Annotated in this window: 17 protein-coding genes and 1 tRNA gene; 3 read left to right on the top strand and 15 right to left on the bottom strand. The window is 52.7% G+C overall.

What is annotated here, in order from left to right:
* Nucleotides 1-12 precede the first annotated feature (12 nt).
* The 3 genes from AC4OVU_RS13780 to AC4OVU_RS13770 all read right to left on the bottom strand — a co-directional run bounded on the left by AC4OVU_RS13780 (nucleotide 13) and on the right by AC4OVU_RS13770 (nucleotide 4,222).
* Complete coding sequence (locus AC4OVU_RS13780) at nucleotides 13-894, bottom strand: nucleoside-specific channel-forming protein Tsx (protein ID WP_017693117.1); 882 nt, start codon at nucleotides 892-894, stop codon at nucleotides 13-15.
* A gap of 84 nt (nucleotides 895-978) precedes the next feature.
* The gene (locus AC4OVU_RS13775) at nucleotides 979-2,541 is read right to left on the bottom strand and encodes a bifunctional metallophosphatase/5'-nucleotidase (protein ID WP_491928705.1); all 1,563 of its coding nucleotides are present in this window, start codon (nucleotides 2,539-2,541) and stop codon (nucleotides 979-981) included.
* Nucleotides 2,542-2,668: 127 nt separating this feature from the next.
* Complete coding sequence (locus AC4OVU_RS13770) at nucleotides 2,669-4,222, bottom strand: bifunctional metallophosphatase/5'-nucleotidase (RefSeq protein ID WP_015572415.1); 1,554 nt, start codon at nucleotides 4,220-4,222, stop codon at nucleotides 2,669-2,671.
* A gap of 132 nt (nucleotides 4,223-4,354) precedes the next feature.
* Between AC4OVU_RS13770 and AC4OVU_RS13765 the strand changes: the two genes are divergently transcribed.
* Nucleotides 4,355-5,530, top strand: a complete 1,176-nt coding sequence (locus AC4OVU_RS13765; protein WP_110293196.1) for a cytoplasmic protein — start codon at nucleotides 4,355-4,357, stop codon at nucleotides 5,528-5,530.
* Between the two features lie 105 nt (nucleotides 5,531-5,635).
* Here AC4OVU_RS13765 and AC4OVU_RS13760 read toward each other — a convergent pair whose 3' ends face one another.
* The 10 genes from AC4OVU_RS13760 to AC4OVU_RS13715 all read right to left on the bottom strand — a co-directional run bounded on the left by AC4OVU_RS13760 (nucleotide 5,636) and on the right by AC4OVU_RS13715 (nucleotide 16,645).
* Nucleotides 5,636-6,421, bottom strand: a complete 786-nt coding sequence (locus AC4OVU_RS13760; RefSeq protein ID WP_226868913.1) for an aryl-sulfate sulfotransferase — start codon at nucleotides 6,419-6,421, stop codon at nucleotides 5,636-5,638.
* A complete protein-coding gene (locus AC4OVU_RS13755) occupies nucleotides 6,376-7,161 on the bottom strand; it encodes an aryl-sulfate sulfotransferase N-terminal domain-containing protein (RefSeq protein ID WP_226868914.1) in 786 nt (261 codons plus the stop codon). The genes AC4OVU_RS13760 and AC4OVU_RS13755 overlap by 46 nt, the downstream gene beginning before the upstream one ends.
* Nucleotides 7,162-7,407: 246 nt before the next feature.
* The gene (locus AC4OVU_RS13750; protein WP_017693120.1) at nucleotides 7,408-7,797 is read right to left on the bottom strand and encodes a M15 family metallopeptidase; all 390 of its coding nucleotides are present in this window, start codon (nucleotides 7,795-7,797) and stop codon (nucleotides 7,408-7,410) included.
* On the bottom strand, nucleotides 7,784-8,110 hold the full coding sequence (locus tag AC4OVU_RS13745) for a phage holin family protein (RefSeq protein WP_017693121.1): 327 nt from the start codon (nucleotides 8,108-8,110) through the stop codon (nucleotides 7,784-7,786). Before AC4OVU_RS13745 ends, AC4OVU_RS13750 begins: the two co-directional genes overlap by 14 nt.
* A gap of 329 nt (nucleotides 8,111-8,439) precedes the next feature.
* Nucleotides 8,440-8,515: transfer RNA gene (locus tag AC4OVU_RS13740), tRNA-Asn, on the bottom strand.
* A gap of 163 nt (nucleotides 8,516-8,678) precedes the next feature.
* Complete coding sequence (locus AC4OVU_RS13735) at nucleotides 8,679-10,868, bottom strand: TonB-dependent siderophore receptor (RefSeq protein WP_032654151.1); 2,190 nt, start codon at nucleotides 10,866-10,868, stop codon at nucleotides 8,679-8,681.
* 26 nt (nucleotides 10,869-10,894) lie between these two features.
* On the bottom strand, nucleotides 10,895-12,220 hold the full coding sequence (locus tag AC4OVU_RS13730) for a lysine N(6)-hydroxylase/L-ornithine N(5)-oxygenase family protein (protein WP_491928704.1): 1,326 nt from the start codon (nucleotides 12,218-12,220) through the stop codon (nucleotides 10,895-10,897).
* Nucleotides 12,217-13,959: an IucA/IucC family protein gene (gene iucC / locus AC4OVU_RS13725; RefSeq protein WP_110292912.1), complete on the bottom strand. Its 1,743-nt coding sequence runs from the start codon at nucleotides 13,957-13,959 to the stop codon at nucleotides 12,217-12,219. Before iucC ends, AC4OVU_RS13730 begins: the two co-directional genes overlap by 4 nt.
* A complete protein-coding gene (locus AC4OVU_RS13720; RefSeq protein ID WP_110292913.1) occupies nucleotides 13,956-14,903 on the bottom strand; it encodes a GNAT family N-acetyltransferase in 948 nt (315 codons plus the stop codon). The genes iucC and AC4OVU_RS13720 overlap by 4 nt, the downstream gene beginning before the upstream one ends.
* Nucleotides 14,903-16,645, bottom strand: a complete 1,743-nt coding sequence (locus tag AC4OVU_RS13715; RefSeq protein WP_110292914.1) for an IucA/IucC family protein — start codon at nucleotides 16,643-16,645, stop codon at nucleotides 14,903-14,905. Before AC4OVU_RS13715 ends, AC4OVU_RS13720 begins: the two co-directional genes overlap by 1 nt.
* 138 nt (nucleotides 16,646-16,783) lie before the next feature.
* Here AC4OVU_RS13715 and AC4OVU_RS13710 point away from each other — a divergent pair, with 138 nt between their 5' ends.
* Nucleotides 16,784-17,983 carry an MFS transporter gene (locus AC4OVU_RS13710; RefSeq protein ID WP_110292915.1) on the top strand — a complete coding sequence of 400 codons (1,200 nt, stop codon included), beginning with the start codon at nucleotides 16,784-16,786 and terminating at the stop codon, nucleotides 17,981-17,983.
* Between the two features lie 3 nt (nucleotides 17,984-17,986).
* On the opposite strand, the gene mtfA is transcribed toward AC4OVU_RS13710, so the two are convergent.
* Nucleotides 17,987-18,784 carry a DgsA anti-repressor MtfA gene (mtfA, locus tag AC4OVU_RS13705; protein WP_017693127.1) on the bottom strand — a complete coding sequence of 266 codons (798 nt, stop codon included), beginning with the start codon at nucleotides 18,782-18,784 and terminating at the stop codon, nucleotides 17,987-17,989.
* 266 nt (nucleotides 18,785-19,050) lie between these two features.
* On the opposite strand from mtfA, the gene psrA reads away from it, so the two are divergent.
* The gene (psrA, locus tag AC4OVU_RS13700) at nucleotides 19,051-19,953 is read left to right on the top strand and encodes an L-proline-binding transcription factor PsrA (RefSeq protein ID WP_003859540.1); all 903 of its coding nucleotides are present in this window, start codon (nucleotides 19,051-19,053) and stop codon (nucleotides 19,951-19,953) included.
* On the opposite strand, the gene AC4OVU_RS13695 is transcribed toward psrA, so the two are convergent.
* Entirely contained in the window at nucleotides 19,925-20,713 is a 789-nt protein-coding gene (locus AC4OVU_RS13695; protein ID WP_047735601.1) for a substrate-binding domain-containing protein, read from the bottom strand. The two genes, psrA and AC4OVU_RS13695, sit on opposite strands and share 29 nt — an antisense overlap.
* Nucleotides 20,714-20,717 lie beyond the last annotated feature (4 nt).

The following is a 20,717-nucleotide window of genomic DNA, read 5'->3' as shown; positions in this document are numbered from 1 at the left end:
TTTTAGACATATTTAAAAAGTGTATCCGGCAGTTAAATAGTAGGCCCACCCCGTAGAGTCTATACGGGTGATCTGCCCTTTGCTATTATATGCTTTACTGCCTTCTTCAAATTGCCCACCATGATAGAAATAACGAAGGGTGGCGCCATAGCTCCAGTGAGAGTAAACTAAGCTGAGGATATGGGTAGAAACTATTGAATCATTAGTACGGGAGTAAAAGGGTTGCTCGCCACCTGATTCGTCTTTTAAGTCTGAGCCAAAATCAAAATTGGTGAAACCGATGTAATTTAGCTTGCCGCCAAACAGTGTAGTTAAAGGAATAGCATATTTTAATTTAAAGCGATATCCATCCCATTCGTTTTCGTTGGCGGCGTTATAATTATTCCCCTGGTATTTAGCGTAGATGTTTGCAGATAAAGTCATCGGTAATCCCGTATCAATATCCGTCCCAATTCCCATATACCAGGTACTTTGACGCTGTCCTTCGTTAGTACCCGCATCATAAATATAGTTGTGAGCAAAATACCATTCTTTAAATGGACCAACGCTCAGATCAAGTCCCGTTAATTTACCGATACTAAAACGTGGCTCTATTTCTGTAAAGAATGGCGAGCCATTGTCCCAAATACCAATGTCGTTGTCATTTCCCAAACCAAAAAATTTAGGTAAATCCGCATAGCCGTAAAAATCAAACCAATCCACATGTGCCCACGCACGGTATTCTGGATAGAGATCGGACCTTTTTTGTGGCCCAAAGCGAGTAGAGTTGCTGCCGACTATATTAATGCTTTGATGCCACCAGTCTGATAGATATTCATTATTACCAGAGTCCGCAAACGCAATCATGGGGAGCATTATCAATGCGCCTGGTAAAAGATATTTCATTTTTTTCATGCGTGTATTTCCTTTAATGGGAGTATGTTGAAAAGCGAGTGGTATTTAAAATACATGTCAGTATTTAATCACTTCTTGTTTAATTCATTTTGCTGCGCTTACATCAGTCACCCTCATTTCATGATCGGGTTTAACTGGGCTATGCGCCTTCACATAATCAATAATTGAATCGGCAGAGGTAGTGCTGTTAATAGTTTTAATATTTTTCCCTTTTAAAAATGCTTCAAATCCATCGCCACCTGTCGCACAAAATGAGTGTGTAGCAACCCGATATATCCTGGTCGGATCTATGGGTTGATTATTGACAGTGAATTTAATGAGACGTTTGCCCAGCGGTTTTGTACTGTCATAGACAACATGAACGCTTTTTGATACTTGCAAAATACCATTGGTGAGATTAGTCGCATGGATCATTAAATCGGTGAGATCTTTTCCGGTAAGATCCATTTCAACCAGGTCATTATTAAACGGGAAGGTGGTAATAACATCGCCGTAGGTTAAATTTCCCTGTGGGAAATCAGCACGTATCCCTCCGCTGTTTTGTAATCCAACGACGGCATCCGGCACTTTTGCCATCATGACATCAATTATCAAATTACCGACGGGTGATGATTCCCCATATGAACGCGTAAAGTGCGCCGTTGTCGAACCAATAACCTGGCCAGTGATTTTTTTCAGACTGGCATTCCACTCATCAATTTTAAGCTGTACTTTTGGATCAGGTTTATATTCATCAGAAAATACAGTGATTAATTCACCTTTGTAACGCTCAATTTTCTTCGTCTGAGGGTTAAAATCCAATACTAATTTACCAATGTCAGTACCATAGGCATCCGTTGAAACAATGAGAGTGTCATTAACTTTAATCGGTTCTGGCGTCCCTACATGGGCATGGCCTGTGATTAATACATCAATACCCTTAAATTTCTTCGCGGTATCGATATCAGCTTGTAGCATTCTGGCTACGTCTTTGTTTCCATAGCTTGACTGGCGCGCTGGCGTACCTTCATGAATAAGCAGCACGATGATATCCACTTTACCTTTTAAGGCATCAAGCCCTTTTTGAATATAAGGCTCTTCATCACGCGCCTCTGAACCAGCGTAAGCCTTAGCTGCAATCGTGTCATAAAATGCAAATTTCTGATGTACCCCGATTACGCCAATTTTGATGCCATCTTTTTCGACAACCGTCCAGGGGGTATTCCAGACGGGCTTTTCACTGTTGGTATAAAAAACATTACCTAACAAAATGGGGAAGTGTGCTCTTGATAACTGCTTAACCATGTTATCAACGCCATAGTCAAATTCGTGGTTTCCCACTGACACAGCATCAAAGGGCATGGTGTTCATGATATCAATAATGGCTTCGCCTTTGGTCAGGGTACTTATATAGGGCCCGGTAAAGTAATCACCTGCATCAAAGAAAAAAACATCTTTACTTATTTTCTTAGCATCATTGACGATGGTCGCTATATTCGCAAAACCTCCTACCAGACGTTCTTTGTCAACGGTGGGTAGTTTCCCAGGAGAGACATGAGCATGTAGATCGTTGGTATAGTAAATTGTTACATCTTTTGCATGAACTGAGGCGGTTAACGTTGCGAACCAACATAACGTAATCAGGCTCAGCTTTATATTTTTCTTCATAATCAATTCCCTTGAAAAAATAATAGCTTGAAAAGGGTCCATGTAGAGGTATGAACCCTTAAACGTTTATTTTATTTCAATGCATTCATCACCAATGCGGCGCCAAAAGCCTGTATGGTAAGAACCTTTACTTTTTCACATCAGCAACGCGCATGCCGTTGAGCTGCTCATCCGTAATAGTGTTGCCCGCTTTGAAGTAATCGATCACGGCATTAGAAACGTAGTAACCGCCTGTTGTATTACGCGCTTTACCCTCGGTAAAGGTGGTAAAACCATCGCCGCCGTCAGCAAGGAAGCTCTGAGTGGCAATGTGGTAGACTGTCGCATCCTCAATCGGCTTGCCATTAAGGTTAAATACGACGACCCGCTGACCGATTGGTTTACTGCTGTCATACTTCACCTCCAGGCCTTTTGAAACCTGCAAGACGCCATTACTTAAACTTGCGGCATGTTCCATCAACGTGCGTAATTGTTTACCCGTAAGATCCATTGTGGCCAGCTCGTTAGGGAAGGGGAACGTACTGATGACGTCACCCATCGTAATTGCGCCCGACGGGATCTCATTGCGAATGCCGCCCGAGTTGGTCAAGGCTAGCTGAGTATTTTTACCCGCAGCCACCAGTAGAGCGTCCGCAGCCAGATTACCCAGCGGGGCTGATTCACCATACGCGCGCGTCAACTCAACCGGCGACTGCGCCACCGTTTGTTGAACTACTTTATCCAGTTTCTTATTCCAGCCGTCTATAACCTGTTTCGTTTGCGGATCGGGCTTCCACTCATCGGCGTAAATGGTTTTAAGCTCAAAATTTTTCATCGTAAACTGATGCGGCTTCGTGTAGTCCAGTACCAGTTTCCCCACATCAATGCCGCCGCTGTCGGTCGAGAGGATCAGCGTATTGCCAACTTTAATCGGTTCCGGCGTACCGACATGCGCATGTCCCGTAATCAGAATATCCAGACCTTTCACCTGGCTTGCAGTTTGAATATCTTTATCCAGTGCACGTCGTACGTCGGTCCCTCCCATACTGGACTGACGCGCCGGTGTACCTTCATGGACCAGCAATACGGTCAGGTCGACTTTGCCTTTCAGTTCATCCAGATAGCGCTGTAACCACTTAATTTCATCCCGCGCTTCAATGCCTACGCGCGTTGCCGCGGAGACGGTATCATTGAAGGCAAACACGCCGTGCAAACCAATGACGCCAATTTTCACGCCATCTTTTTCGACGATGGTATAAGGTTTATCCCAGAATAATTTGCTGCTGTTCTCATAGAATATGTTGCCCTGTACGACAGGGAATTTCGCCTGGCTTAGCTGTAATAATGTATTATCCCAGCCATGATCAAATTCATGATTACCTATCGTTACAACATCAAACGACATGGTATTCATAATATCAATAATTGCTTTTCCCTTCGTTAAGCTACTAATATAAGGGCCAGTGAAATAGTCACCTGCATCAAAAAACCATGTCGCTTTACTTTTTGATTTTTCCTCTTTTACCAGAGTAGTGATATTCGCCCAGCCACCAATATCCCGTTTGCCGTCAGCAATCCATGGCACTTTATAAGGTTCTACATGAGCATGGAGATCATTGGTATAAAGGATGGTGACATCCTTAGCGCAGGCCCAAAATGGTAGCGTCGTCAGAATACCCGCAGCGATTAACTTTATCTTCATAAGTCGTTCCTTTCAGTCATATAAAGATTCGCTACTTTACGTTCTGAAAGGATTTTTTATGCGAACCTGCTCACACACTTATGCAAGAGTTATGCGGCAAAATCACCGACCCATTCAAATCGTTGGTGATTAATATTGATTCTGTTTACGATTAATACCTGTAAATCGTTTGGTTGCCGTAATTTAGGGCTGCCAGTCTCAGCATCTGAAGATTACAGTTGGCCAGACTACAGGCTGGGATATCCAGCATTGCACTGCCGGGCATGTGGGAGTTATCCCCCTCTGTTTAATGAACAACAATTTAATGAATGGCTTTTTTCTTGCTTAAGCGCCTATGCCTTAGAAAACGGTTATTTTTGCCCTGAATGTTATTGCGCGAAAACTATTTGTTATGGTTATAACCCACGGGGGACACAGCGCGTTCAGTGCCGCGCCTGCAAAAAAGTCTGGACACCCAAACAGCAAAAGCAAAGAAAAATAGTGTCTCCAGAACGTATTGAAACTGTGTCACTGGTTGTACCGTTCCAGGGGAGAATTGCAGAACAGAAATTGTATGTCCTGATCAGTTTTGATGCCATTCGCGGTAATATTATTCATCTCTCCACTAATTTTACTGAGCATCAAAGTGGGGAAACATTACGTTATCACTGGAAGGGAAATATCGAGCCTGATTTGCAACACGCTGATATTGTAAAACGCGTTGATATGCGAGAGACACAGTTTCTGCGCCGGAGCCAGTTCGATGAAATACAGTATGGAAGCGCGGCTCTGAAATGTAACGCCAGAGGTTCGATTGTGCGCCCGGTGATAGCGGCTCACGGGCATTTTCGAATACTGAATCTCCTCTTTCCTGAGGTAAAGATGCATGTTATTTCACACGAATGCTTTCTTCGGGGAGCAGTCATTACCGCCTGGGCAAATTTGTTTCGCCTGGGGCAAGGTGAAATGTGGTTTATAGAAGAAGAAATCAACGATAATGATAGTGATATACCCTGGAATTTTCAGAGAACGTCACAGCATGGCTGGTGGCAAAGTCAGTGGCAGCTTTGGGAGCAGGGAAGAAACCGTAAGATGGTTTGCCCATTAACAGGGGGGGATAGCAGTAACGCTAAAAGGCTCTCTTTAACGGCCAGCAGGTGCTTTATCAACTGGCTATATAAACAAACGCATTTTAGTCGCAGCGCGCAACTATCCGCAGGGCGGGTGACGCAAATACTACTTTCCCTGGCGCAAGACTATAACGATAAATTTACATTAGTGCCTTCAGGTATGAATAATGGCTCAATCTTTTCGGCGATGAAGTCATGACCTGTGCGCTTCGTATATAGCATCAAGGGGTCATGGCTCGACATGACCCCCTATTAACATATGCAGTGATCAATTGCATCTGTTCCAGATTGTTACATCATTTGATTAATTTGCATAAATAGATGCCGCAGTGATGACGTCAGTAAGCTCCGTTTCATTAAATAATCTTGCACGGTAGGCCTCCCCAGGGTATTGAGGAGCGCCATCAGATAAAGAAATCACATCATAGATAGAGGCAACCATATTACCGTCTACGTCACTGATAAAGAATGAGCGCGCATGGCAGGTAAAAATAGTGAAATAATCACCATGATCAAACACGCCTCCCATAAAGTCGGTCCATTGGAGGATAGGCGTCGTTGGGAGTTCAACAGGCGCATGAATCTCAACAGCGGTGCCTGCTGCTAAGTCGACCGCATAGAACAGAATGCGGGCTGGATCTGTTTGATAGGGGTCCGACGTCGCTGCGTCATTTATCGGACGAATAACGGGGTTGCCATTTTCATCTAAGCAAGATCGGTTATCGAACACTGATAAGACAAATTTTCCTGCGGTAGGATCGATACTGGCAGAAAAAGCACTATTATTCGTAATGCACACCGTATGGGCACCATTTTCAAAATGAGTAATACCCGAATTATCAATATGAATAGTCGCTTGTTTTGCCGGGAACTGAGGGTTGAAATTACCTGTGTCGATTGCCCACAAGATACTGCCATCAACGATAGAGATACCAAAAGTTGTACTCGTTGTGCGAGAATGGACAATAATGGCTTCTTCGTTATTTGGGCTGCTTGCAATCCATGTAAGAGAGTTAAAATGGACATCATTAGGCGTATTGTTATTCAGAATTTGAGAACCACTATATTCGCTGGTATAGTTTTCGCCCAAATCATTTTCCCTGTCTGATCGTTAAATTTCAGAACCAGCGCATCTTGCGCCATCGTGTTGGTTAGTCGGTTAGGGCTATCGGTGCCAAACATATAAATGTCGCCCGCGGAGTCCCAGACTACATCATGAGTATTTGCATAGTGATTGCCATCAGCATCACGCATGTCGAATTCAAGGACGACATTGCCCATGATATCAATTTTGAAAAAGCGACGGCCGTACCACGCCATATCTTCGTCGCTGCCGGTATAGAGGTAGCCATTGTGGATCCGCAGCGGCTGGAGATGATAAACCGATAAGAAGTTAAAACGCAGGTCACCATTTTGGTCATAACCTCGGCCAGTGGATTCCATTAACCAACTGTTTCCCCATACAGAGGTAAATAGTGCAGGATCGGTTTGCTCAATATCGAGGTGGAAGATGACAGATGTATCATATTCCTGATCTTCTGTACTGATGATAAATGGCTGATTGAAAACTTCAGTACCCGTGTCATCCTTAAATACGACCTGCACACTGTTTGCATATTGCGCATAAAGACCAATAACAGGGATTTTAATGGTTTGAGTAACACCATAAATGAGATCCGATGTATAGGTAAAATCTACGCTGGTTGGACTGGTCGTCCTTTTTGTAACAGTGTAAGAATAACTTACCGGGGTATCTGAGGTAAAATAAAGGTATGCAGCGAGCTGGTTGTCGGCTGGTGCAAGTTCAGTTTTAATATAAGTAATTGTCATGATGGTATTCCTTTTATTTCATTCAATAAGATATATGGTTTTTTTTCAGCGCAATTAAGCATCGCCTGTATAAATAACGAGTAAATAAACGCCTGACGGATAATTTTGTGCTGTGATAATTAAAAGCGATTTTGTATTCTCATTCTCCTATTATAAACTTTATGTAAAAAGAACATGGTTAATCATCCGGAAAATAACGATGTGCTGCATTCTCTGCGGAAATATACATATCAAATGTGTTAGGTTCTATTCAGGATACATCTTTCGTGATAGCTGAAAATGAACGCCATCCTTTATTTCCGTCCAGTTGCCACCCCACTCAACATCAACAGATAGCTCCTTAGCGGCCTGAAAAACAGCCGTTGCAATTGTCTGATAATGTTTAAAATCCCATGAAACGGTACCGTTGATGACCGCAAATACATCGACGGCGTGCCCCGTTAAATGCCTGCTTTTAGACGTTAAGGATTTTCCTAATGCTAATAGCTCAAGCTGTCGTTTTTGGTTTCTTACCCCTTCAGAAATACCGAAGTCAACAGGCGATAATTTCAATGCTTTTCTCATCACCTCCGAAAGATCTTTATGTACTCCTTTAAGGTTCTTTTCAGTCTTTCTACTAAATTCATGATTTATCATTACTATCTCCAGAGATTTTCTTCCAGTAATAATTAAGAGCAACAACACCCATTGCACCTGATATACCGCTGACTGCAAGCGAAGTATGAAATACTGAACCAAGGCTTTGTGACATCAACCCAGCAAGTACACCGGTAAATCCTGATACAATAATTTGTGCTAACGCAGAAAATAAACTTCTTCCCGACTGGCCTGACTTAACGTCAAGGAGATATCTGACAAGTCCTCCCCACGCGCCAAATAATATTATGTAAAGCCAGCTAAAAAATGCATTTGATGATGGGTCTTTCCATGGCAAAGCAATTACCTCCATAGGGTATATAAGTAAAAAACTTTAGCTCTTGATGAGATTATTTTTCCTGGTCTAACGATTTGCTTTTGCTATGCGATAAATAATAAACGTTGAGCAATCCCGTTTTGTGATGAATATCACACGGAATGTAATTAATAGTTTTTGCCGATCGATATTTGATGAATGATAGTTATGTGTTATTAATATTAATGATTCTATTTATTAGTGGAATATATAACAGGGACAGGTGAGGAGGTGGGGGTAAACACTAAAACGGCAACGGGCGCCGTCCTACATTTCTCATGCGCTGAAAAGCAAAAAGCCTGCTTTAAAAGCAGGCTTTTCAAATTTGGCTCCTCTGACTGGACTCGAACCAGTGACATACGGATTAACAGTCCGCCGTTCTACCGACTGAACTACAGAGGAATCGTGTGAACGAGGCGCATATTATCGACCTGCGTGCGCCTTGTCAAAGGGGAAAACATCGTTTTTGTTCGTTTGCCGAGAATTTCAGCAAACCGATGATTTAATAGCAAATTTGCTTTCAAATTGCACAGCAAAATGCGCCGCCCGCAGGCGGCGCGCAGGATCAGAACAGAACGGAGTAGTTCAGGCCAAACGTACGTCCACGGCCTTTATAAGTATAAAGACCCGGTGAGCCATAGGTTGGGCTATACAGCCCCGGTGCGCGCTGGCCCCAGGCGGTGGTGTAGTCTTTGTCCAGCAGGTTTTCCACGCTGAAGCTGACTTTGCCCACCGGCAGGGCGTAGCTGCCCAGGAAATCAACGGTATTATAGCCATCAATCTTCTTACCGTCGGCGTCAGACACGTCGAAGGTTTGTGTGCTCTGCACGCGCAGGGCCCAGTCGCCCGGCGCCCAGTTAACCCATGCGCTGGCTTTAGACGGGCTGGCGCTGTCGACCGTCAGCTTCTCCCATTTCCCGTTTTCACGCGTTTCGGACTTGATGGCGTTAAAGTTCGCCCCGGTGCTCCAGTCGCTGTCGGTGAAGAAATAGTCCACCTGGCCTTCAACCCCGTAGATACGACGTTTGTCGTCCTCCAGGTTGATGGTCATGTCGCTCTTGTTGATGGTGATGGTTTTATCCGAGAGCGAGTAGTACGCCGCCACCTGGGTACGCAGGTTATCGCCGGTGAAGCGCCAGCCCAGCTCGTAGGCATTGACCTTAATACCGTCCAGCGTTGAGTCGTTCACGTTGACGCTGTTTTGCAGGCGATAGTGACCATCGACCAGCTGATAGGTGCCGGAGCCGTAGTACTTCGCCAGGTCCGGGATCTCGAAGCCCTGGGAGAAGTTAAACCACAGCTGCTGCTGTTCGGTAAGACGTCCAAGGATCCCGGCGTTAAACAGGAAGTTGTTGTAGTCGGTTTTCCCGCCCGGCACCGCGTCAGCGGAGGTCGCTTTGCCCGTGGCGATTGCCTGCTGCTGGGCGTAGCCGACAAAATCGTCCACCTTGTTTTCGGTGTACTGGTAACGCACGCCGCCGCTCAGGGTGATGGCGTCAATGTCATAGCTGGCTTGCAGGAACGGCGCGAGGTTGGTAATGCTGTAACCCGGATAACGGCCCACGTTGTAGGCATTGTCCAGCTCCATGCCGCCGCTCGCCGCCGCTTTGCTTAAGTCGAAGAACTGCTGGTTGGCATCGAATGTTTCGTGGTCGGCATCCACACCCCAGGTGAGGGTCAGGTCGTCCATCGGTTTGCTGTTTAGCGTCAGCTTGCCGCCGTAAAAATCGGTTTTCTGCTGGGACGCGCCAATGCTGGTCACCGCGCCTTTGCTCAGCGTCGGGAACGGGTAGTAGGTCAGGCTCTCGTCACGGTAGTAAATCTGCGCAACCAGATCCTGACCCCAGAAATCGGTGTTCGAGTATTGCAGGTTGATCAGGTGACGCTCTGTGCCCGGGATACGGTCAGAGTTCAGGTTATCTTTATTATAGGCTTTGGCATCGCCCGTGACCGCAGCGAAATTCTCCCCAAGGAACAGGCCGTGCTTGCCGTCGGATTCGCTCTTGTAGTACTGCGTGGTTAACTGGAGCTGCTGATGATCGTCGATGTTGATGGTGCCTGTCCCCATCACGTCGATACGGTCGGAATACTGCAAGCCGGTCTGGGTGTTATCGATAATCACCTCGTCGCCGTTGCCGTCATACCAGCCGCCGTAGCGCTGATAGGAGACCGACAGACGGCCAGAGGCGTTGTCATTGCCGCCGCTCACGGCTGCGGAGACGTTCTCATCATGGTCGTTATGGCTGTTAAACCCGCTTTTTGCCCCGGTCTGGAACTCCACTTCGGTCTCCGGCTGGCCTTTTTTGGTGACGATGTTCACCAGCCCGCCGGTACTGCCGCCGCCGTACAGCGAGGTGGCGCCGGAAATGACTTCGATACGGTCAATGTTGAACGGATCGATAGAGTCGAGCTGGCGGCTGTCGCTGCGGGAAGAGTTCAGACGTACGCCGTCCACCATCACCATCATGGAGCGACCGCGCAGGTTCATGCCGTAGTTGGTACGTCCCTGGCTGCTGACGTCCATGCCGGGGATCAGCTGGGCCAGCACGTCTTTAATCTCTTTCCCGCCCTGAACCTGCTGCTCAATTTCCGCCCGCTCAATAACCCAGGTGGTTTGCGCCATCTCTGCCACGCTGCGATGTGCCCGGCTGGCGGAGACCACAATATCTTCTTCCTTTTGTTCTTCCGCCCACGCAGAGGTAGAAAGCATGGCAAGCAAGCACGGATTTAAAACCCAAAGATGAGAACGTTTCATTGTTATGTTGATCCTGAATGTGTGTGTCAGTACTCGGTGGTCTTCATTAATGATTTAAAAACCTGGCTGCTCTCCGGGCTGGTGGTGCTCCGCCAGTGGATCACGCCGGGGGTGGTTGCCAGCTCAAACGGCTCGTCATCGTGAGCGCGATTCAAAATTCGCGCCGCGCGCCAGGCCATCAGGCTGAGCTGGGGTTCGGCAATACCGAGACGGTGCATCCCGGCATTGACGGCAAACAGGCGGTTGCTCTGCGGGCCGTCCCATTCAAGGGTGAAATCGTTGTTGATGCAGAAGGCTTCATTCTCATCCAGACGCAGTCGGGAAGAGAGCGGGGCGAGAAACGCGGGCTGCACGGCGCGGTAGCCGGTGGCGAAAATCACCACGTCGCTCTCCAGCTGTTCGCGCCCGCCGTCCAGGTGATGCTGGATGCTGAGGCGATGTCCGGTTTCCTGGCGCGTCAGCGCCGTCACCGAGCGGGACGGCATCAGATGCGCCCAGGGTTTTTCGCGCAGCACTTCGAAGCGGTGATACATGGCGCGATAGATGGCCAGCAGCGACTCCGTGGTGATCCCGTCGGAGGTCATCTTCTGCTCCTGCAACATCTGACGTCGGGCGTCGTCACCAAGGGTCGAGAAGCTGTCCACGTACTCCGGCGTGAAATACTCATTGGCAAACGCGGCTTCATCCAGCGCGTTGTAGTTGTTGCGGCGCGACACCCAGTTGAGGCTCAGCGGCTGCCCCCATTCCCCACGGAAGATATTTAAAAACAGATCCGCACCGCTCTGGCCGCCGCCGACGACGGTGACGCGCTTGCCCGCTAAATCCGGCGTGCGCAGCATCATTTCGCTGGCGTGGAAGCAGGTGTCGTCCTGCGCGGTGACGCAGTCTGGGAGATTGATCTGCTTCCCAATCCCCACGCAGACGTGGCGCGCCAGGAAGCGATCCCGCTGGGTCACGACCTCAAACAGGCCGTTTTGCTCATCAAAGCTGACCTGCTGTACCTGCTGGCTGAAGGCCAGGTTAGTGAGGTTATCCGCCGCCCAGCACAGGTAGTCGGCAAACTCCTCGCGCGACACGGTGCGCTGCTCGGTGGTGAGGAAACGGTAGAACTTTTTGCGCTGTACCAGATAGTTCAGGAAGCTGTGGCGGTTGGTTGGCTCCACGGCGCTGACCAGATCCTTCAGGAAGCTGGTCTGCATATGGCAGTCCGGCACCATCATCCCCTGGTGCCAGGAGAAGTGCGGCTTGCGTTCAAGAAACAGCGAGCTAAAACCGTCCAGCCCCTCTGCCAGCGCGGCAATACTGAGGTTGAACGGACCGATACCTATGCCGATGAAATCATAGGTTTTCATTGCGCTGACTCCTGGGAGACCAGAAAAAGAGGGTTATCAAGATCGCAGACGTAGTTCGGCAGCATGCGGCTGCCGCCGTCGTGTTCAGAGAAGGTAAGTTTGACCGGGTTGAGGATCACGCGAATAATCTGCGGCTTAAACAGGTCGAATTTGGCGAAGCGCGCCGCAAGATCCGGATGGGCGGCTATATAGCGACGTAACACCAGCGCCAGGATCTGATAGAAGCGGGTTTCGCTCACGCCGCATTGCAGGGTGAGGCGGGATATAAAGCGCAGCACCGTGACAAAGTTGCCGGTTTGCAGGTCGTGGATGATGTAATCCGCGCTGAGGCGCGCCGTCACCGCTTTTACCTGCTCCGGCAGGCTCTTCGCCTGCGGGAAATCTTCATCCACCAGGCGCATGTCGCCCTGGAAATCCTTCAGCAAAATGCGCTGCGGAACGTAATCTTTCATCACCAGCGTGACGTTCTGGCCGTGGGCGATGAGCGCCACCCCGTAGCGACAGAGCAGGTGATAGAAGGGGATCACCGTCGCCTCAAACAGCTTTTCCAGCCATGCGTCAGCGGTTAACCCCGAGCGTTTGATCCACGCGTCAATCAGCGGGCGCGCCTGGTTATCGGTTTCCATCAGCGCCGCCATCAGCACCGCCTGTTCGCCATCCTGTAAATAGCAGGATGGGTTCTCGCGCCAGATCACCCCCAGCATCTCCTGATAGCGGTACGGCGCCTCAGGCAATGCGGCATAACCCGGATGCGACAGATATCCGGCTGCGGGTTCGCCAAGCACCTGCGCCCCGGAGTGAATCAGCGTGGCATCGCTGGCGAACTGCTGCTGTAGCCAGCGCGAGGCAAGCGGACCGGCGGCGATATACTTGCCCGGAATACCGCGATAGCAGGAGGTGTTGTAGATAGTCAGCGGCAGCTTGATGTCATACGGCGCGCGACGGCTGGCGTTGGTCAGCGTGCGCAGGGACTGCTGCGCCAGATACTCATCGCCGAACTCACCCAGCTCTACCATCTCACCGCGCGCAAGCTGCGCCAGGAAATGAATGGCAATTTTTTGCTGCCACTGCCACGGGTGCAGCGGCACCGGCAGCCAGCTGTCGTCCAGATCCAGCTCCTGCCAGCGGGCGTCGAACCGCTCGCGCTCGGCATCGTCCATGGCGCTGGAGAGCAGGGCGTTAATATCGCAATCGGCGTCGCTGCTCCAGACCAGACGCTCGCGCTGCACGGCGACCCAGTGCAGGCGGAAACGCCCGCGATATTCCGGCGCGTACAGGCGCAGGGCATCCAGCCCCCAGCCGCGGCGTCCCTTGTTGAAAATAAACTTCGGGTGACCGCGCATCAGGCACTGTAGTTCGTCCGGGTCGAGGTGGATCAGCGCATCGGCATCCAGCGTTTCACGCGCCTGCAACAGCTGCATGTCACCCCGCAGCGTGGCGTAGAGATCTTCCATGTGCTCCGCCGTTTGCGCGTCGCTCATCTCCAGCACGGTGGCCAGTTGCAGCAGCGCGTTTTCCGCTTCGACCGCCGCGCCGCTGGTGGTGGTCAGGGTATCAGGGTCAATATGCAGCCAGCCCCATATCCCACGCGTGGCGCGAAACTGCCAGCACGCGTTGCCCATACTGATGCGCCAGTTGTCCGCCGAAACCGGCTCGGCGCGCAGGGTGCGTTCATATTCCAGTTCGGCGAGGATCTTCGCCACCATCTCGCGGTTCACTTTCTGCCAGAGTGCGTTCACAGTTCCACCTCGTGGAAGAAGCGGTGACGCTCGCTCATGATCAGACGGGAGCGTTTGTGCGGGAAGTCGAACTCTTTCACCGTGTCGAAACCGGCGGACGCCAGATGGCGGAACAGACGCTGATTGTCGAAGCGCGGCTCGGCGACAATGCGCGTGGTGCGCGGTTCATCGAGATACAGATAGTGGCTCAGGCCGCGCAGCCAGCTGCGGATGTATTGCGCGCCGCGCCAGTTTTCTTCACCCACCAGCATGTGCAGCCCGCGGTCAAACGGCTGCCAGCGATAGTGGCGGCCAATGCGATCTTCTGCCGCCCAGTAGAGTTCAAAATAGCCGAACGGCTGATCGTCAAAGCAGCCGATCACCGGGTAACAATAGGTCGAGACGAGCTGGCGACGCAGGTAGTTCTCCTGCTCGGCCTGCGGACCGGCCATCTCCCAGAAGGCATTTACGCGCGGGTTGTTCATCCAGCGGGTAAAACGCTCGCCGTCCAGCGCCACGTCCGCCACGCGGAAGCTCAGGGTGCGCTTAATCTGCGGATCGTAACGGCGGTACACCTCGCTCTGCGGGCGGTGAGGGCGCAGCGGGAAGTACAGCTGACGGCTTTCGTCAAACTGCATTCCGCCGCTCGCCTGTGGACGTTCGCCTTTCAGCCACAGCGGCAGCTGCCAGAAAATTTCACGCGCCAGATAGTCCCCGTGAACGAGGCTAAACAGCGCCTGCGCCTGAGGTTCATCCTGCCAGGCTGCCCACGGCAGGGTAATGCCGGTCAGGGCGGGCGCGGCAACAAACAGCTGGTCGAGGGCGTCCACCAGCCAGCCGTCCGGGAGCCCGGTCAGCCGCTCCAGCACCGCGCTGCCGTCGAGACCCAGCGTCAGCGGCAGGTTTTGTTCCGTGGCCGTGCAGCGAAAGCCGTAGCCGGAATGGACGATATTCGCGTTTGCCATCACGCCTTCTCCTTATAAAACGGGTTGCTAAAGTCGAAATAGATCACCGCCGGATCGACGATGGTGTTTTCGTTGCGATCGTGCAGATAGCAGAAGAAGTTGCCTTTGCAGTTCCAGGTCGGGCTGTCGAGCACGTAATCGAGGCAGCGGGTCTGCTTCGCCGTGGTGCGCAGTTCGGCCAGCGCGTCACGCACGCGGGACATCAGGTTCTCTTCGCTGTCGAAGCAGGCGGCGGCGAGCGCGGCGGTGACGGCAAGGGTAGAGTTCAGCAGCAGGTAATAAGGAAAGTAGCGCAGCAGCTGGCTCTCACCGAAGCGGTTTTCCACCTCGGTTTCACCTGCCTCTTTCAGCCACGCGTCGGCCCCTTCGGTCCAGGCGCTGCCCTGGCAGTCGCGGTAGATCAGCCCAACGGGGAAATCCTGCTGCATCTCAACGAGGATATTTTGCTGGTGCGCCAGCAGGACCAGACCGTAGTCCGCCTCGGCGCTGAACAGCGGAAGCAATACCCGGTCGCAGTAGGCATCCAGCCAGCAGCGCGCGGCCTGGGCGAGGGGTAAGTCCAGACGCTGGCTCAGACGACGCACCGCCGCGGCGAGCAGGCTGTCGCCGCCGTCCGGCGCGGCCTGGGTCAGGCTCACCAGCACGTTGGTTTGCGTTTCAGGGGTATCGAACAGCAGGTTGACGCGCAGGGCCATCAGGCTCTCTTCCTGAACGACGCCGTGCTCATCGCACAGCCCCGCCCAGCCGTCCTCCTGCATCACGCGCATGGTCGGGTAGCGCGCCTGAAGTTCCTGCCAGCGTGCCGTTTTCGCCAGGCGTGCCAGGCGCATGCCGCGCATAACCTCTTTCACCGACAGCGTGCGCACGGAGTTGGTCAGCCGCACGCTCAGGGAAAACTTAATCATGTCGCTGTTGGTTTCACTGTACAGCGAGCGGGAAGAGCTGGTGGGCAGCCATTGCGCACCGGCTTCGCCCAGATCGCGCAGGGCGCCTTTTTCTACCAGACGCTGGCACCAATCCTGCTCCAGCAGATAGTCGGCCTGCCACGGGTGCATCGGCAGCATCCAGCAGGTGTCGGTGAAGTGACCGAGAAGGGCCGGCGCGCTCTGCGCTGCAAAGCGCAGCAGACGTTCCCGCAGGGAGACATTCAGGCTGTCGCCGGTAATCAGCTCATGCTCAACCGCAAACCAGCGCAGCGGGAAGCGGGAGGCGAAATCCGGCAGATAGCGACGCGCCTCGGCCTCGTTGAACGGCTCGTGCGACTTTGGGGCAGGATGAAAAGCATGGCCGACCAGCAGCGCCTGTTCCGCTTCGGCAAACGTCAGCGGCTTATCGCGCAGGTTTGCCCAGTTGTGGCGTAAATCAATGGCCTGCCAGGTGTGCGTATGGCTTTCCAGGACGCGCTGCTTAAAGCGAGCCAGCGTATCGGCATCCAGGGCGCCTCTTACCGTCTCTTTTTCAAGAATGTAATCAATCAGTTGATGGAATGTGACCGTGTCACCGCCGTCGCTGTCGGCCTGAATCAGCGTTGCGGGGAAACGATACTGGTGATGCTGCGTGGGGGAGAAATAGCGTACCGGAACCCGAATGGCCTGGGTTGGGGAGAGCGGGATATGAATCTGCGATAACTCATCCGCACGGGTTGCGGGAAGATAGTGCCAGTCCTTCGTTTCGCGCAGCAGCGCGTTCAAAAAACACTGGGCCGCAACATCTGTACCGGCGGAGCGGGGCAGAGTACGCATAGTTGTACCTCATTCCATGACTGATAATAATTCTCGTTATGATATTCATTCTGTTTACAGTGGCAACTATTTTTGCAATATTTGTTTTCATAAACTTCATAATTTCCACACATTTATTGACATTATCTTCACAATTTTATGCGCACCCGTACTGAGAATCTCACTGACGTTGTGACCCCTAAAGCTAACTGGCCCCTGGCACTGGGCGCCGGTTTATTAGGTATTGGGCAAAACGGTTTGCTGGTTATGCTGCCGCAGCTGGTCTCCCTGACCGGACTGTCGCTCTCCGTCTGGGCCGGGCTGCTGATGTTCGGCTCGATGCTCTTTTTACCCGCATCGCCCTGGTGGGGACGCCAGAGCGAGCGGCACGGCTGTAAGATCGTTATGCTGGCCTCGCTGGGAGGCTATCTGGCGAGCTTTGTCGTGATGGCGCTGGTGGTCTGGGCGATGGCGAACGGCGCGCTGAATGCTCTCTGGGGAATGGCAGGCCTGGTGCTGTCGCGCATGCTGTACGGCCTGACGGTATCAGGGCTGGTGCCTGCGGCCCAGACGTGGGCCATTCAACGCGCGGGGCTGGATAAAAGGATGGCGGCGCTGGCGACGATAAGCTCTGGCCTAAGCTGCGGGCGTCTGCTGGGACCGCCCCTGGCCGCGCTGATGCTCAGCGTCAGCCCGGTCGCACCGCTCTGGCTGATGGCGCTGGCGCCGTTTATCGCGCTGCTGCTGGTGCTGCGCGAAGCCGCCGATCCCCCGCTGCCGCCGGTGGCGCACCAGTCGACGCGGTTACAGGCCTCCATGCTGCCTTTCCTGGTGCTGGCACTGCTGCTGGCGGCGCTGGTCAGCCTGATGCAGCTTGGTTTATCGCCGCATCTTCACCCGTTATTTAATGGCGATGCCGTGCAAATCAGCCATCATGTCGCGCTGCTGCTGAGCCTGGCCGCGCTGGCGACCCTGGCGGCGCAGTTTCTGGTGGTACGCCCGCAGCATTTTACCCCGAGATTTTTACTCTTAATTGCCGCGGTCTTGATGGTGGCGGGTCTTGGGCTGATGTGTCTCGCCAGTTTAGCCCTGTTCTACGTGGGAATTGTCATCACTTCGCTGGGGGCCGCCATGGCAACGCCGGGATACCAGCTTTTGCTCAACGATCGGCTGACGACGGGCAAAGGCGCAGGGGTGATCGCCACCAGCCATACGCTGGGATACGGGGCCAGCGCGCTGCTGGTACCCGTGGTGACGCGCTTTTACGGTGAGCAGTTTTTGATTACTGCCGCATGGGGAATGGCGCTGCTGTTTCTCGCGGTGAGCGTGTGGGTACGATCGACCGATCGTACCCCTTAAACATTAGTGGAACGGATGAGGGGAGGTGCTGGCTGCGTCCTCACTTTGCCGCAGACGCTGGAGCGGATCCTGCTGATAAAACTGGCAAAAACGCTGCCACAGCGCCGGGAAGCGCGGAGCGAAAAGCTCAGGTGCGCTAAAGAAATACTCGGACAATACCGCAAAACACTCGGCGGGATCGGTCGCGGCATAGGCATCAATGCTGGCCGCGCTTTCACCCACCAGGTCTATCTCATCCTGAATGTTTTCCATCGCCGCGTGCAGGTCGTGCTCCCATCCCGCGACTTCACGCAGCGGGATCAGCGGCACGCCGCTGGCGCGATCGCCGTTGCGGGTATCCAGCTTATGCGCCACTTCGTGAATGATCAGGTTGAAGCCCGAGGCATCGAACGAGTCCTGAATATCCAGCCAGTTGAGGATGATTGGCCCTTGCTGCCAGCTCTGCCCGGACTGCACCATACGCTGGTTGTGCACCAGCCCGATGTCATCCTCCCACTCATCATCGACGATAAACGGCGCCGGGTAGATCAGCACTTCGTGGAAGCCATCCAGCCATTCGATACCCAGCTCCAGCACCGGCAAGCAGAAGAGCAGGGCGATGCGGGAATTTTTAAGCGGATCCAGTTCGAAGCCCTGTAGCGGTACCAGCCGTTTTTGCTGTAAAAAACGCTCGGCCAGCTGAATCAGCTTTGATTGCTCTTCAGGCAAGAGATTCGCCAGCACGGGGATCGCCAGAGCCTCATCCCAGGGCAGCGCCATATTTCGACCAGCGTCGTTCGTTTTCCAGGGCCACTTAATCATCGCTTTGCTCGTTACTCGCACGTGAACAAAATGGAAAGGTCAGGGGCTGTTAGCATGCCAACATACTCTGTTAAGCAGTATGACACTCCTCTTCGGCTGCATGCAGACTGGCAGCCTGTTTAAGAGGAATCCAGCCCGCATAAACTATCACTATGTGCCGTCAGGTTGATAGCGCTTTAGGGGTATCCCCTTCATTTTGTGAAGTATGTCGTGCGCGACTATGATAAATCTCTTCTTACCCTACCGTGCTTAAGGATCCCGTCAGTATGCCCGTCAATTTTGACCTCAACGATCTCTATGCCTTCCGCGCTTTACTGGAATATGGCAATTTCCGTCTTGCGGCGGAGTCTATCTGCCTTTCCCAGTCGGCGTTGAGTCGCAGAATTGAAAAGCTGGAGGCGGCACTGGGGACAAAACTGTTCGACAGAACCACCCGGCGCGTCACGCTGACCCTGTATGGACAGACCTTTGCCGACCGGTGCGGACAGCTGCTTGCTGATGTGGAGTCCATGCTTTCGGATATCGATAAGGCCAGCGAGGAGCGTACGGGGCTAATCACCGTGGCAACGGTGCCGTCCGCCGCCTGTTACTTTATGCCGGATGTTATCCGCCGCTTTCAGTCCCGTTACCCCCGCGTGCGCATAAAACTGATCGACAGCAGCGCCGGAAATGTTATCGAGGCCGTCACCCGCGGACAGGCGGATTTTGGTATCTGCTTTGCCCGGAGTTTGCAGCCCGACATCGAGTTTGTCCCGCTGGTGGAGGATGTCTACGTGGCCGCCTGCCGGCGCGACAGCCCGCTTGCAAAAAGAAAAAGCCTGACGTGGCAGGCTTTTTATCAGCAGGATTATATCGGTCTGGATAAGACCTCCGGCAACCGTAATCTTCTCGACCAGCGGGTCGGGCATATTCGGCCTGAACGCCCCAGCATCTGCGAAACGCGGCACGTGACGACCATGCTGGGGATGGTTGAAGCCGGGATCGGCATTGCGGCCGTTCCCGCCATGTCAATGCCCCGCGCAGAGCATTCGCTGCTGACGTCGGTACCTTTAACCGAGCCTGAAGTCAGGCGAACCGTGGGGCTGATCCGCCGCCGCGGGCGGATCCAGTCCTATATTGCTGCCGAACTCGAAACGCTAATTACCGAGCAGTATCGCGAGGTGCACTGACGGGCGTTAAGCCCGTTGCCGTAATGACGCTGGCAGCCTGTAGCGAAGAGAGATAGGCCAGCAGCGCTTTTCCCTGTTCGGGATGGTCGGCCTTCTGCGTTACGGCTCCGGCGAAACGGGTAATGTACTGCATGTCGTCAGGCAACTTACCCACAAACGTCACCCCCGGGACCGGCAGAAGCTCGCTCACCTGCTGAAAGCCGAGATCGTATTTCCCCTTTGCCACTTCAGACGCCACCGGGATACGCTCAACCCGGTGCGCTTTATCGTGAACCTGGCCGTCGATGCCCAGCTTACGGAACAGCTGGCTCTCTACATACCGGCCGCTGGCGCTGTCGGAATAAGCCATGGAATGCGCCTTCAGCAGCGTTTGCCGCAGGGCAGGCACCGTACTGATATCCGGAACCGGCGCGCCCGCTTTGACGACCATCCCGACGGGCGAATCCGCCAGCTCCACGCGGGAGCCCGCCGCCGTCCTGCGATCCTGTTCCAGTTTCGCCAGCGCATCGCCCACCATAATCACCACGTCCGCTTTTTCGCCCCGGGCGAGCCGGGCCGGAATGGCCTGCGGCGTTTTGCCCATCGACGGGCCGGAGATCACAATGAGCCTGTCGCCGCTTTGCGCTTCGTACTGCGGCGTCAGCTTCTCCAGCGCCGCTTTGAAGCCGCCAGAAATCATCACCGTCACATCCTGCGCAAGCGCGCCCGCGCTGAGGGAGGCGAAGGTCAGGGCGGCAATCACCGTTCTGAATGTAAGCATGAGG

The organism is Enterobacter sp. 6722112, assembly GCF_058661685.1.
This window is presented reverse-complemented; position numbering and strand designations above follow the sequence as displayed.

What these genes read in the sequence shown, in the direction of transcription:
- AC4OVU_RS13780 (WP_017693117.1), bottom strand. Translation starts at nt 894, where the DNA reads ATGAAAAAAATGAAATATCTTTTACCAGGCGCATTGATAATGCTCCCC.
- AC4OVU_RS13775 (WP_491928705.1), bottom strand. Translation starts at nt 2,541, where the DNA reads ATGAAGAAAAATATAAAGCTGAGCCTGATTACGTTATGTTGGTTCGCA.
- AC4OVU_RS13770 (WP_015572415.1), bottom strand. Translation starts at nt 4,222, where the DNA reads ATGAAGATAAAGTTAATCGCTGCGGGTATTCTGACGACGCTACCATTT.
- AC4OVU_RS13755 (WP_226868914.1), bottom strand. Translation starts at nt 7,161, where the DNA reads ATGACAATTACTTATATTAAAACTGAACTTGCACCAGCCGACAACCAG.
- AC4OVU_RS13750 (WP_017693120.1), bottom strand. Translation starts at nt 7,797, where the DNA reads ATGATAAATCATGAATTTAGTAGAAAGACTGAAAAGAACCTTAAAGGA.
- AC4OVU_RS13745 (WP_017693121.1), bottom strand. Translation starts at nt 8,110, where the DNA reads ATGGAGGTAATTGCTTTGCCATGGAAAGACCCATCATCAAATGCATTT.
- AC4OVU_RS13735 (WP_032654151.1), bottom strand. Translation starts at nt 10,868, where the DNA reads ATGAAACGTTCTCATCTTTGGGTTTTAAATCCGTGCTTGCTTGCCATG.
- AC4OVU_RS13730 (WP_491928704.1), bottom strand. Translation starts at nt 12,220, where the DNA reads ATGAAAACCTATGATTTCATCGGCATAGGTATCGGTCCGTTCAACCTC.
- AC4OVU_RS13720 (WP_110292913.1), bottom strand. Translation starts at nt 14,903, where the DNA reads ATGGCAAACGCGAATATCGTCCATTCCGGCTACGGCTTTCGCTGCACG.
- AC4OVU_RS13715 (WP_110292914.1), bottom strand. Translation starts at nt 16,645, where the DNA reads ATGCGTACTCTGCCCCGCTCCGCCGGTACAGATGTTGCGGCCCAGTGT.
- AC4OVU_RS13710 (WP_110292915.1), top strand. Translation starts at nt 16,784, where the DNA reads ATGCGCACCCGTACTGAGAATCTCACTGACGTTGTGACCCCTAAAGCT.
- mtfA (WP_017693127.1), bottom strand. Translation starts at nt 18,784, where the DNA reads ATGATTAAGTGGCCCTGGAAAACGAACGACGCTGGTCGAAATATGGCG.
- psrA (WP_003859540.1), top strand. Translation starts at nt 19,051, where the DNA reads ATGCCCGTCAATTTTGACCTCAACGATCTCTATGCCTTCCGCGCTTTA.
- AC4OVU_RS13695 (WP_047735601.1), bottom strand. Translation starts at nt 20,713, where the DNA reads ATGCTTACATTCAGAACGGTGATTGCCGCCCTGACCTTCGCCTCCCTC.